Genomic DNA, 12,619 nt, shown 5'->3' with positions numbered 1-12,619 from the left:
GTAGAGATGCCGGGAGAGATGCCCAATGCGTTGTTATCTGAGATTAATACGTCATCGTCTCAGACGCTAGAGTCACGCTATGGACGTACTCAGCGACGTGATCGCCGTCATGCGCGCCGGACGGCCCCGCTCGGCCCGCGTCGAATGGCGCGCGCCCTGGGGCCAGCGCTTCCCCGACGTCCCCGGGTCGGCCGGGTTCCAGGTGGTCCTGCAGGGGTCGGGCTGGCTGCTCCCTCCTGGCGAGGAGCCGATCGCGCTGTCCGTCGGGGACGTGGTGTTCTTCCCGCACGGCGGCAGCTACGCCATGGCCGACAGCCCGTCCACGCCGGTGGCCGAGCCGCAATGCGACCCGCTGACGGAGGACCTCGACCTGTTCTCGTCCGCGTCGGCCGGCGGCGGCCCGGGCGCCGTGACGGTCCTCCTTTGCGGCGGATACCGGCTCGACCCCACCCAAACCCATCCGATCTTGCACGACCTACCGGCGCTGATCCACCTGCCGGCCAGGCTCGGCGGCAACCCGGAGCTGCGGGCGGCCGTGGAGTTGCTGGGCGCGGAGATCCAGCGCCCCCGGCTGGGCGCCGACACGGTGGTCTCGTCGCTGCTGGACATGCTGCTGCTGTTCATCCTGCGGGCCTGGTTCGACGCCGAGCACGGGCACTGTGCGGTCTCGGGCTGGGCGCAGGCGCTGGCCGATCCGGGCATCAGCGCCGCTCTCGACGCCATGCACCGCGATCCGGCGCATCCGTGGACGGTGGCGGAGCTGGCCGGCCGTGCGAGGTCGTCGCGGGCGGCGTTCGCGCGCCGGTTCACCGCCCTGGTGGGGCAGCCACCGCTGGCGTACCTGACCTGGTGGCGCCTGTCGAGCGCGGGGCGGCTACTGCGGGAGTCGGACGCGCCGCTGAGCGAGATCGCGGTCCGTGCGGGCTACGGCTCGGAGTTCGCGTTCGCCAACGCGTTCAAGCGGCAGTACGGCCTGGCGCCCGGTAGATACCGCCGCAACCCCTGCTCGGCGCCGGCGGCTCCCACGGCTCCCACCAGAGCTGTTGTTAAAACGTAACAATCAGCGTAACGCCCGGACACATCGCAACTTTCTGGAAAGCCGCCCTTAACAGGGCATTGACGCGCCCCTGGTTACTGCCTTACTTTCCATCCACCGATTAAAACGATTTTGCCAGGGTGTGGCATGCCAGATACTCCCGTGCTGTCCCTCTCATGGGTCAGCAAGGCGTTCGGCGCGGTGCGGGCCGTACGCGAGGTTTCTCTAGAACTGTATGCGGGCGAGGTCCATGCCCTCGCCGGCGAGAACGGCGCGGGCAAGTCCACGCTCGTGAAGATCCTTTCGGGCGTGCACCGGCCTGACTCCGGAGAGATCCTGCTGGACGGCGCGCCGGTGGAGTTCGCCGGTCCCGCCGACGCGCAGCAGGCCGGGGTCGCGGTGATCTACCAGGAGCCGACCCTGTTTCCCGACCTGTCGGTCACCGAGAACATCTTCATGGGGCGCCAGCCCCGTGGCCGCCTCGGCATCGACCGGCGGGCCATGCGCGCGAGCGCTGCCGAGTTGTTCACCAGGCTCGGCCTGCAGCTCGACCCCGACCAGCCGGCCCGCGGTCTGTCGATCGCCGACCAGCAGCTCGTGGAGATCGCCAAGGCGCTGTCGCGGCAGGCCAGGGTGCTCATCATGGACGAGCCGACCGCCGCGCTGTCCGGTAAGGAGGTCGCCCGGCTGTTCGGCGTCGCCAAGGCGCTGCGCGAGCAGGGGTGCGCGCTGCTGTTCATCTCGCACCGGCTGGAGGAGATGTTCGAGCTGTGCCAGCGGGTCACCACCCTGCGGGACGGCGGCTTCGTCGCCAGTGACCTGATCGCCGACATCACGCCCGACGACCTGGTGCGCCGCATGGTGGGCAGGGAGCTGGAGGCCCTGTTCCCCAAGCAGGAGACGACCGCCGGCGCGGTGGCGCTGAGCGTGCGCAGGCTCACCCGCGAGGGCGTCTTCACCGACGTGTCGTTCGACGTGCGTCGAGGCGAGATCGTCGCGCTGGCCGGGCTCGTGGGAGCCGGGCGCAGCGAGGTCGCCAGGGCCGTGTTCGGCATCGACCGGTGGGACGCCGGCAGCGTCGAGGTGGACGGCAAGCGACTGCGGCCCGCCAGCCCCACGGCGGCGATGGCCGCCGGTCTGGCCCTGGTCCCCGAGGACCGCCGCCAGCAGGGGCTCGTCATGGACCTGTCGATCGAGCGCAACATCGGCCTGGCCGGGCTGGCCGCCCTGCACCGCGGGCCGCTGATCTCGCGGCTCGCCGAGCGGCAGCGGGCCAAGGACTGGGCGGTACGCCTGCAACTGAAGTTCGCCCAGCTGACGGACCCGGTGAACGTGCTGTCCGGCGGCAACCAGCAGAAGGTCGTGCTGGCCAAGTGGCTGGCCCGTAAGCCGTCGGTGATCATCGTGGACGAGCCGACCCGGGGCATCGACGTGGGCACGAAGGCCGAGGTGCACCGGCTGCTGTCGGAGCTGGCCGGGACCGGGGTGGCGGTGCTGATGATCTCGTCCGAGCTGCCCGAGGTGCTGGGCATGGCGGACCGGGTGCTGGTCATGCACGAAGGACGGCTGGTCGCCGAGATCGACCGCGCGCAGGCCACCGAGGAGAACGTGATGGCCGCCGCGACCGGAAGGACCACCACTGAAAGGAGGGATCTCGGATGACCGCCACCGCGACCCGGCCCGTGAGCGCCACGCGCAACGGCGGCCGGCGGCTCGTCGACATTGTCGCGCGGGTGCGAGAGCTGGGCATCCTGGTCGCGCTCGCCGCCCTGTTCGGCGTCACGGGGGCGGTGAACCCGAGCTTCTTGACCTACGGCAGCCTGCGCGACATCCTGCTCAATTCCGCCATCGTGGCCATGCTCGCCGTCGGCCAGACACTCGTCGTGATCACCCGGAACGTGGACCTGTCGGTCAGCTCGGTGGTCGGGCTGTCGGCGTTCGGGGGCGCGCTCGTCCTCGCCGACAACCCCGGCGTGCCGATCCCCATCGTGATCGCCGGCTGCGTGGTGCTCGGCGCGGCCTGCGGGGCGATCAACGGGCTGCTCGTCGGGGTGGCCAAGGTGCCCGCCCTGGTGGCCACGCTCGGCACCCTGTACGCCTTCCGCGGCATCGACTACGCCTGGGCGGGCGGGCGGCAGGTCAACGCGGCCGACATGCCCGACGGCTTCCTGTCCCTGGGCTCGCGCTCGGTGCTCGGGATGCCGCTGCTCGCGCTGGTCGCCCTGATCGTCCTGCTGGTCGTCGGCTGGATGCTGCGCAACCTGCGCGCCGGCCGCGAACTGTACGCCATCGGCTCCAACCCCGAGGCCGCGGTGCTGGCCGGGATCCGGGTTCAGCGGCGGATCATGGCGGCGTTCGTCGCCAACGGCGCGCTGGCAGGGCTCGCCGGCGTCATGTGGGCGGCCCGCTTCGGCACCGTGGACGCCACCGTGGCCACCGGCAAGGAGCTCGACGTGATCGCGGCCGTCGTGGTGGGCGGCGTGGCGATCTTCGGCGGCGGCGGCACGGTCTACGGGGCCGCCCTGGGGGCGTTGCTGCTGGCGAGCATCACGAGCGCGCTGGCCGTGCTCCGGGTGGACGCACTCGCCCAGACCGCCATCAACGGCGCCCTGCTGATCGCCGCCATCGTCCTCGACCGGCTGCTCGCCCTGCGGGTGGCCGCCGCACTCCGCCGCCGGAGGTTCCACGATGACCACTGACCGGCTCCGCCAGTCGGCGACCACTGACCGGCTCCGCCAGTCGGCGACCACTGATCTGTTCCGCCGGTGGGAGACGCTGATCCTCGCCTTGCTCGTCGGCGTCGTCGTCTGGGCGTCGCTGGGCGTGGACGGGTTCGCCAACGGCTCCAACGTCTCGTTCCTGCTGCTCGACACCACCGAGATAGCCCTCATGGCCCTGACCATGACCCTGGTCATCGTGGCCGCCGAGATCGACCTGTCCGTGGCCTCCACGCTCGGCCTGTCCTGCGCCGTGCTCGGCTGGCTGTGGAACTCCGGGCTGCCGATCGAGGCGATCATGCCGATCTGCCTGCTGGTCGGCGCCCTGTGCGGCGCGTTCAACGGCCTGCTGGTCACCCGCCTCGGCCTCCCCTCCCTGGCGGTGACGATCGGGACGTTCGCCCTGTTCCGCGGCCTGGCGTACGTGATGCTGGGCGACCAGGCGGTGGCTGACCTGCCGCCGGCCTACACGAGCCTGGCGACGGCCTCGATCGGCCCGGTGCCGCTGATGACGGTGCTCGTGGCGCTGCTGGCGGCGGTGGCCGCCGTGGTGCTGCACGCGACGGGCCTCGGCCGGTCGATCTTCGCGCTCGGCTCGAACGAGGAGGCGGCGTACTTCTCCGGGATCCGGGTCAAGCGCATCAAGTTCTGGTTGTTCGTGGCCTCCGGGGTCATGGCCTCGCTCGCCTCGCTGGTCTACACGTTCAGGTACGCCAGCGCACGTGCCGACAACGGCGTCGGCCTGGAGCTGGCCGTCGTGGCCGCCGTGCTGCTGGGCGGAGTGTCGATCTTCGGCGGCCGCGGCTCACTGCCCGGCGTCCTCATGGCGGTCCTGCTCCTCGGCGTCGTCCGCAACGCGCTGATCCTGGCGGACGTGGCCAACGAGGTGCTCAATTTCGTGACGGGCCTGCTCCTCGTCGCGTCCGTGCTGGCGCCTAACTTGGGGGCGGTCTGGCGACGGCGCACATCACTACAAATGGAAGGGAAGTCCCCATGATGAAAATGGGAATGCGTCATACAGCACTCCTGGCCGGGCTCGTCCTGATGACGGCCGCGTGCGGCGGCACCACCAGGACCGACGTGCAACAGCAGCAGTCCTCCGCCCCGGCCACCGCCGCGTCGTCGGCCGCGGCCAACCCGAACGCCCCGCTCAAGCAGGGACTGAAGATCGCCTTCCTGCCGAAGCAGGTGAACAACCCGTACTTCACGATCGCCGACAACGGCGGCGTCGAGGCCGCCAAGGAGTTCGGCGGCGAGGGCAAGGAGGTCGGCCCGTCCGAGGCCAGCGCCTCCTCGCAGGTGTCCTACATCAACACGCTGATCCAGCAGAAGCAGGACGCCATCGTCATCTCCGCCAACGACCCCAACGCCGTCGTGCCCGCGCTCAAGCAGGCCAGGGCCGCCGGCATCAAGGTCGTCAGCTACGACTCCGACACCGCCCCCGAGGGCCGGGACGTGTTCGTCAACCAGGCCAGCCCCGAGGACCTCGGCCGTACGGAGGTGCAGCTCCTGGCCGAGCAGATCGGCCACAAGGGCAAGATCGCCATCCTGTCCGCCACGCCGAACGCGACCAACCAGAACACCTGGATCGAGTTCATGAAGGACGAGCTCAAGAAGCCCGAGTACAAGGACATGGAGCTGGTCAAGGTCGCCTACGGCAACGACGACGACCAGAAGTCCTTCACCGAGACCCAGGGTCTGCTGCGCTCGTACCCGGACCTGGCGGGCATCATCTCGCCCACGACCGTCGGCATCGCGGCGGCCGCCCGCTACCTGTCGGACTCGCCGTACAAGGGCAAGGTCAAGCTGACCGGGCTCGGCACGCCCAACCAGCTGCGCAAGTTCGTCAAGGACGGCACGATCGACGGGTTCGAGCTGTGGAACCCGGCCGACCTGGGCTACCTGGCCTCGTACGCGGGCGCCGCCCTGGCCTCCGGGCAGATCACCGGCGCCGAGGGCGAGAAGTTCAAGGCGGGCAAGCTCGGCGAGTACACGATCGGGGCCAAGGGCGAGGTGCTGCTCGGCAAGCCGACCGTGTTCAACAAGGACAACATCGACGACTTCGATTTCTAAGTTCATGACCGGCTGCGCGGCACGACCAGGCCCGTCTCGTACGCGGTGACGACGGCCTGCGTCCTGTCGCGCAGCCCGAGCTTGTTCAGGACCCGGCTGACGTGGGTCTTGACCGTCTCCTCCGTGACCACCAGCCGGACCGCGATCTCCGGATTGGACAGCCCCTCGGCGACCAGCCGGAGCACTTGCGTCTCGCGCGGCGTCAGCGTCGACAGCGCGGGCGCCTGCGATCTCGGGCCGAGGCGGGCGAACTCGCTGATCAGCCGCTTGGTGACCGCCGGCGCCAGCAGCGCCTCGCCGGCGGCGATCACGCGTACCGCGTCGAAGAGCCGCTCGGCGGTGACGTCCTTGAGCAGGAAGCCGCTGGCTCCGGCGCGCAGCGCGTCGTAGACGTACTCGTCCAGGTCGAACGTCGTCAGGATGAGCACCCGCGGCCCGTCCGCACCGGCTCCGGCGAGCTGCCTGGTGGCCTCGATCCCGCCCATACCCGGCATGCGCACGTCCATGAGCACGACGTCGGGGGCCAGCTCCCGACAGATCCGCACCGCCTCTGCCCCGTCGGCTGCGGTCCCGGCGACCTCGAAGTCCGGCTGGGTGTCGAGCAACTCGGCGAACCCGGTCCGGACGACCAGGTGATCGTCGGCGATGACCACACGGATCATGAGGCGCTGGCGTCCTTTCCTGTCACAGGGGCGTTGGCGGTCACGGGGGCGTTGCCGGTCATGGACGCGTCGTCGGCGTCTTTTCCGGGCAGGCGTGCCTCGACGAGGAAGCCGCCGCCGGGCGCGGGTCCGGTCCGCAATTCGCCGCCCACGGCCACGGCACGCTCCCTCATACCCGCCAGGCCATGGCCGGCCTGGTTGCCGCCGGACGGTCCCGGCCCGTTGTCGCGGACCGTCACCCGCAGGGCGTCGTCAGCGTAGTGCAACTCCACGTCCACGGCCGCACCGGGCGCGTGCCGCCGCGCGTTGGTCAGCGCCTCCTGGATGATCCGGTACGCGGCCAGCTCCACCCCCGGATCCAGCTCGACCGGCGCGCCGCGGAGTATCAGCCGAGTCCCGGCACCCGACGCCTCGCGTGACTCGTCAAGCAACTCGTTGAGCTCGTGCAGCCGCAGGCCTGGCTGCGGCTGCCAGGTCGCCTCCGCCTGCGCGTCCTCGCGCAGCACGCCGAGCAGCCGCCGCATCTCGGTCAGCGCCGCCCTGGCAGTGTCGCCGATCGCCAGCAGCCGCTCAGCGCCGGCATCGGGCATCCCTGGGACGGCCAGCCGGGCGGTCTCCGCCTGCACCGCGACCATGGAGATGTGGTGGGCGACGACGTCGTGCAACTCCCGGGCGATGCGGGCCCGCTCGCCACGGGCGGTGTGCTCCAGCAGGCTGTCCGCGACCACCTGCCGCGCGGCGGTGTCGGCCATGGCCTTGCCTCGGGCCCGGCGGGCGATCCCGGCCAGCGCGGCCGCAGGGGCCAGGCAGGCCGCCAGCAGCGTCAGGACCCAGACCTGGCCGCCGCTTGTCGCGCCGGCGAGCTCCAGCGCCAAGGCCAGCATCGGGAACGGCACGGTGACGAGCACAGCCGGGATCGGCGGCCCATGGCGGCCGCACCGGTAGGCGGCGATCAGCTGCGCGATCAGGCCGGCCACGGTCAGCGTGTGGAAACCCGTGATCGACAACACACTCGCCATGCAGATCAGGACGGCGGCCACGAGCGGCTGCGACCACAGCAGCGGGAGCGGGAGCGTGGTGGCCAGGGCGAGCAACGCGAAGATCATGATGTTGAGAGGCGGGTCGCCGCCGCCGGTGCGCGGCCCGAAGGCGGCCTCCACCGGCGCCGCCTCGCCGGCCGGGGCGCTCACCGTGTGGCCAATGACCGGCTGCGTCTCGCTGCCCCCTCCGATCGACTCGGCCAGCGCGAGCAGCACGAGCAGTGCAAGCAGCACTCCGACGGCCAGGTCCCGGTGTCCTCGCCAGGTCCAGCCCCGGTCTCGCGCGCGCTCCACGAAAGCCATTGTCACGGTCCCCGCCGCATCCTGGCATCCCTCACACGAGGGACCCCCCGTAGCTGCCGCCAGCGACGACGGAGATCGCTCCGCCGCGTGACGACCACAGCCACGCCGGATGCCTAGTCTGCCTGGCGTGGAAGCAACCATCGAAGTCAGCGGGCTGCGCAAGCGGTTCGGCCAGACCTTGGCGCTGGACGGGATGACCTTCACCGTCCGCCCCGGCCAGGTCACCGGTTTCGTCGGGCCGAACGGCGCGGGCAAGTCCACCACGATGCGGGTCGTGCTCGGCTTGGACGCGCCCGACGAGGGCCGCGCCCTGATCGGCGGGCGACCGTACCAGAACCTGCCCACCCCCCTCCGCCACGTCGGCGCGCTGCTGGACGCCGGTGCGCTGCAACCCAGCCGCACCGCGCGCAACCACCTGCTCTGGCTGGCCCACTCCCAAGGGCTGGCCGCCGGCCGGGTGGACGAGGTACTGGCGCAGGTCGGCCTGCGCTCAGCGGCGAAGCGCAAGGCGGGCGGATTCTCCCTGGGCATGCGCCAGCGGCTCGGGATCGCCGCGGCGTTGCTCGGCGACCCGCCGGTGCTCATGCTGGACGAGCCGTTCAACGGCCTCGACCCCGAGGGCATCGTGTGGATCCGCGGCTTCCTGCGTTCGCTGGCCGCCGAGGGACGTGCCGTGCTGGTGTCCAGCCACCTGATGAGCGAGCTCCAGGACACCGCCGGCCATCTCGTGGTGGTGGGCCGGGGCCGGGTGGTGGCGGACACCAGCGTGGCCGATCTGATCGCAGCCGCGTCCGACGGCCGGGTGACCCTGCGTACGCCGGAACGGCCGGCGGCGATGCAGGCCCTGGCCCAGGCCGGTGGCACGGTCACCGTCACCGACCGCGACACGCTCACCGTGTCCGGGCTGGCGGCCGAGCACATCGTGCGCTTACTGGGCGCGCAGTCGATTCCGTTCTCCGAGGTGAGCGCGCACCGCGCGACGCTGGAAGAGGCGTACCTGGACCTCACCAGGGACGCGGTCGAGTTCCGTGGAGCGGCCCGATGAGCACTGTCACCCCCTACCGCTCGGACCTGCGGCCCGGGCGCGACGGCTTCGCGCAGTTGCTGCGCGCCGAGTGGACCAAGTTCCGCACCGTCCGCGGCTGGGTGGCGGGCACGGTGGTCGCGGCGCTGCTCATCGTGGGGCTCGGGCTGCTGTTCGCCACGGGCAGCCACTCCTCCTGCATGAAGGGGCCGGTCGAGGTGCCGTGTCCCGCCCCCATCCTGGGACCCGGCGGCGAGGCGGTGCGGGACAGGTTCTATTTCGTGCACCAGCCGCTGGACGGGGACGGCAGCATCACCGTACGCGTGAACTCCATGACCGGCCAGATCCGCAAGCCCGACGCCACCCCCGGCGTCAGGAACGTCGTCACGGGTGTCGTGCCCTGGGCGAAGGCCGGCGTCATGATCAAGGAGAGCACCGAGCAGGGCGCTCCCTACGCGGCCGTGATGATGACCGGCAGCCACGGCGTGCGGATGCAGCACAACTTCACCAAGGACGTAGCGGGCCGCCCGGGCGGCGTGTCGGCGCAGTCCCCACGCTGGCTGCGGCTGACCCGCACGGGCGACACGATCACCGGCGAGGAGTCGCCCGACGGCAGGCAGTGGACCCGGGTCGGCACGGCCCGCCTGGCCGGGCTGCCCACTCAGGCCCGGATCGGGTTGTTCGCCGCCTCCCCCGGCGACCTGACCGTGACGCAGAACACCATCGGCGGGTCCACCGCGGCGTCGCGCTTCACGGAGGCCACCGCCGTCCTGGACGAGGTCGACGTGCGGGGGACGGGAACCGGCGGCACGTGGAAGATCGACGACATCGGAGTCACGACGGGGCTCGACGGTGTGACGCCTCATCACCCGGGCAGGCTGGAGCGCTCCGGTGGCACGTTCACCATCACCGGAGTCGGCGACATCGCGCCGATCACCGAAGAAAGCACCGTCGAACGCACGCTGACCGGCACGATGTTCGGGCTGATCGTGGTGATCGTGGTGGCGGTGCTGTTCGTGACCGCCGAGTACCGGCGGCAGCTGATCCGCACGACATTGCTCGCCAGCCCGCGGCGCGGCCGGGTGCTGGCGGCCAAGGCCCTGGTAATCGGCGTGGTGACCTTCGTCGCCGGGCTGGCCGCCACCGCCGTCACGCTGCCGATCGGCCGGCAAGTCCTGCGGGGCAACAACATCTACACGCTCCCGGTGTCCACGCTCACCGAGCTGCGCGTCGTCGCCGGCGTCGCGGCGCTGCTCGCCGTGGCCGCCGTCTTCGCCCTCGCCCTCGGCTCGTTGTTCCGGCGCAGCGCGATGGCGGTCATCGTGGCGATTGCGGCGATCCTGGTCCCGTACGTGCTGGCGACCGCGTCCATCCTGCCCGAGTCGGTGTCGGACTGGCTGCTGCGGGTCACGCCTGCCGCCGGGTTCGCGATCCAGCAGAGCATCCCCGAGTACCCACAGGTGACCGCCCACTACGCGCCGGTGGCCGGTTACTACCCGCTCGCGCCGTGGGCCGGTTTCGCCGTGACATGCGGGTACGCCGCGCTGGCCCTCGCGCTGGCCGTGCACCGGCTGCGCCGGAGCGACGTATGAGGCGGGCGATCCACGCCGAGTGGACGAAACTGCGCACCGTCCCGGGGCCCGGCTGGCTGCTGGCCGGGATGGTGGTGCTCACCGTGGCACTGAGCGCCGTGGCCGCCACTACCGTGACCTGCGGGTCGGCCGGCTGCGGCCATGACGCCACCCGGCTCGGCCTCATGGGCGTGCAGCTGGGCCAGGCCATGGTCGCGCTGCTGGCCGTGCTGGCGGTCTGCGGCGAGTACAGCACGGGCCTGATCCGCACCAGCCTTGCCGCGATGCCGCGCAGGACCACCCTGCTGGCCGCCAAGGCCGGCGTGCTCACCGCCCTGACGCTGGCCGCCGGAACGATCGCGGTGCTCGGATCCGTGCTGGCCGGGCGGCTGCTCCTGCCGGGGAGCGGCTTCACTGCTGAGCACGGCTACGCCCTGCTGTCTCTGGCCGACGGGCCGACGCTGCGCGCCGCCGTCGGTTCGGTGCTCTATCTCGGGCTGATCGGCCTGCTCAGCGTGGGCGTCGCCATCGCGGTACGCGACTCCGCGGCGGCCACCGGCGTCGTGCTCGGCCTGCTCTATCTGTTCCCGATCGCCATCCGCATGGTCGCCGACGAGGACACCCAGCGTTTCCTCTGGAGCATCTCGCCGACGAACGCGGGACTGGCCGTCCAGGCCACCACCGACACCGCCGTCCTGCCCCTCGGTCCGTGGGCAGGGTTGGGCGTGCTCGCCGCGTGGGCGGCCACGGCGTTGCTGACCGGCTGGCTGCTGCTGCGGCGGCGTGACGCCTGACCGAAAACCGTGCGCGTTAACCCCCGACGCGGGCGGCCAGCTTGCGGTGCTCGGCGGAGCGCAGCACGCGGGCCGCCTCCTCGGCCGACGCCGTGGGCGCCTCGGTCAGCAATCCCCTGGCCTGCTTGAGCGTGAGCAACCGGGTCACCGACTGGTCGAGGCGCTCCTTGCTGATCCGCCCTGACTTCACCGCCGCCAGCACCGCCTGGTAGGCCTTGGGCAGGTCGTTCGGCATGAGCAGCAGGTCAGCGCCGGCCAGCACGGCGCGGACCGCGATCTCGCCGTCGTTGTATTTCTGCCGCACGCCGGCCATGTTGAGCGCGTCCGTGGAGATCACGCCCTTGAAGCCGAGCTTCTCCCGAAGCAAGCCGGTCAGGATGGGCTTGGACAACGTGGCCGGGTCGCCCGACGGGTCCAGCTTGGGGAAGACGATGTGGGCGCTCATCACGGCGTCCACCCCGGCGTCGATCGCGGCCTTGAACGGGGGCGCGTCGATGCGCTCCCACTCGGCCTTCGAGTGCTTGATCACGGGCAGGCCGGTGTGGCTGTCGACGGTGGTGTCGCCGTGGCCGGGGAAGTGCTTGGCGGTGGCGGCCACCTTCGCGTCGGCGAACCCCTTGACCGCCGCCTCGACCATCGTGGCCACCTGCTTCGGGTCCTTGCCGAACGCCCGCGGGCCGATGACCGGGTTATTCGGATTGACGTTCACGTCGGCGACCGGAGCGAAGTCGAGGTTGACGCCGAGCGCACGCAACTCCTGGCCGGTGGCCTCGGCCACGGCACGCGACAGCTCCGCGTCCTTGGTGGCGCCGATCCGGGACGCGCCGGGAAAGTCGGTCATGAGCGCGGACATCCGCGACACCAGGCCGTTTTCCTGATCGGTGCCGATCAGCAGCGGGACCTGCTTCGACGCCCGCTGCATGCCGTTGGTGAGGCCGACGACCTGGCCGACGCTCTTGACATTGTGCGGGAAGAGGATCACGCCCCCAAGGTGATATTTGGCGATCACCTTGGCGGGGGTCTGGGCGGCGTATCTCGCCTGATTCTCTCCCGAGGCCGTGTCGGCGGACGAGCCATAGAGGACGGGCATGAACAGCTGGCCGACCTTCTCCTCGGCGCTCATCTTCGACAGGACGCGCTCGACCGGGTCCGGCTGGGCCTGCGCTTGGGACGGGCTCTGCGTGGTGGGCGCGGGCGGTGCGGCCTTGCCCCCGATCGGGGTCGCCCCCGCCGAGCCGCCGCCATTGCCGCAGGCCGCCAGAGCGATCACCAGGAGGCCTGCCGTACCGATCCGTCGAAACATGCCTCCAAAGGTATCCATCCGACGACCCTGCTGGGCCGGCGCGCAAGCGAAGCGCCCCGCTACGCCCGACCCGTCCGTTTCCGCGCCCAGCGAAAC

11 protein-coding genes are annotated in these 12,619 nt (G+C 71.1%); 8 read left to right on the top strand and 3 right to left on the bottom strand.

From position 1 onward, the window contains the following. The first annotated feature begins 79 nt into the window (after positions 1-79). From ACTWQA_RS09710 to rhaS, 5 genes are all read left to right on the top strand, one after another. Positions 80-1,057, top strand: a complete 978-nt coding sequence (locus ACTWQA_RS09710; protein WP_443158924.1) for an AraC family transcriptional regulator — start codon at positions 80-82, stop codon at positions 1,055-1,057. Between the two features lie 126 nt (positions 1,058-1,183). Beyond that, positions 1,184-2,698, top strand: coding sequence for a sugar ABC transporter ATP-binding protein (locus ACTWQA_RS09705; protein ID WP_443158923.1), 1,515 nt, complete (start codon positions 1,184-1,186; stop codon positions 2,696-2,698). Then, complete coding sequence (locus tag ACTWQA_RS09700) at positions 2,695-3,735, top strand: ABC transporter permease (RefSeq protein ID WP_443158922.1); 1,041 nt, start codon at positions 2,695-2,697, stop codon at positions 3,733-3,735. The genes ACTWQA_RS09705 and ACTWQA_RS09700 overlap by 4 nt, the downstream gene beginning before the upstream one ends. Then, positions 3,725-4,750, top strand: a complete 1,026-nt coding sequence (locus ACTWQA_RS09695) for an ABC transporter permease (RefSeq protein WP_443158921.1) — start codon at positions 3,725-3,727, stop codon at positions 4,748-4,750. Before ACTWQA_RS09700 ends, ACTWQA_RS09695 begins: the two co-directional genes overlap by 11 nt. 11 nt (positions 4,751-4,761) lie before the next feature. Continuing rightward, on the top strand, positions 4,762-5,826 hold the full coding sequence (rhaS, locus tag ACTWQA_RS09690) for a rhamnose ABC transporter substrate-binding protein (RefSeq protein ID WP_305919272.1): 1,065 nt from the start codon (positions 4,762-4,764) through the stop codon (positions 5,824-5,826). A 2-nt stretch (positions 5,827-5,828) separates the two neighbouring features. On the opposite strand, the gene ACTWQA_RS09685 is transcribed toward rhaS, so the two are convergent. Next, the gene (locus ACTWQA_RS09685; RefSeq protein ID WP_305919273.1) at positions 5,829-6,488 is read right to left on the bottom strand and encodes a response regulator; all 660 of its coding nucleotides are present in this window, start codon (positions 6,486-6,488) and stop codon (positions 5,829-5,831) included. Continuing rightward, positions 6,485-7,822: a sensor histidine kinase gene (locus tag ACTWQA_RS09680; protein ID WP_443158920.1), complete on the bottom strand. Its 1,338-nt coding sequence runs from the start codon at positions 7,820-7,822 to the stop codon at positions 6,485-6,487. Before ACTWQA_RS09680 ends, ACTWQA_RS09685 begins: the two co-directional genes overlap by 4 nt. Before the next feature lie 136 nt (positions 7,823-7,958). Between ACTWQA_RS09680 and ACTWQA_RS09675 the strand changes: the two genes are divergently transcribed. The 3 genes from ACTWQA_RS09675 to ACTWQA_RS09665 are packed head-to-tail and all read left to right on the top strand — an operon-like array spanning position 7,959 to position 11,220. Then, complete coding sequence (locus ACTWQA_RS09675) at positions 7,959-8,876, top strand: ATP-binding cassette domain-containing protein (RefSeq protein ID WP_443158919.1); 918 nt, start codon at positions 7,959-7,961, stop codon at positions 8,874-8,876. Beyond that, complete coding sequence (locus ACTWQA_RS09670; RefSeq protein ID WP_443158918.1) at positions 8,873-10,447, top strand: ABC transporter permease subunit; 1,575 nt, start codon at positions 8,873-8,875, stop codon at positions 10,445-10,447. Before ACTWQA_RS09675 ends, ACTWQA_RS09670 begins: the two co-directional genes overlap by 4 nt. Further along, positions 10,444-11,220, top strand: coding sequence for an ABC transporter permease (locus ACTWQA_RS09665; RefSeq protein ID WP_443158917.1), 777 nt, complete (start codon positions 10,444-10,446; stop codon positions 11,218-11,220). The genes ACTWQA_RS09670 and ACTWQA_RS09665 overlap by 4 nt, the downstream gene beginning before the upstream one ends. A 16-nt stretch (positions 11,221-11,236) precedes the next feature. On the opposite strand, the gene nagZ is transcribed toward ACTWQA_RS09665, so the two are convergent. After that, on the bottom strand, positions 11,237-12,523 hold the full coding sequence (gene nagZ / locus ACTWQA_RS09660) for a beta-N-acetylhexosaminidase (protein ID WP_443158916.1): 1,287 nt from the start codon (positions 12,521-12,523) through the stop codon (positions 11,237-11,239). Between the last annotated feature and the right edge of the window lie 96 nt (positions 12,524-12,619).

The sequence above is a fragment of the Nonomuraea sp. 10N515B genome, assembly GCF_052245915.1.
Classification (GTDB): Bacteria; Actinomycetota; Actinomycetes; order Streptosporangiales; family Streptosporangiaceae; genus Nonomuraea.
This window is presented reverse-complemented; position numbering and strand designations above follow the sequence as displayed.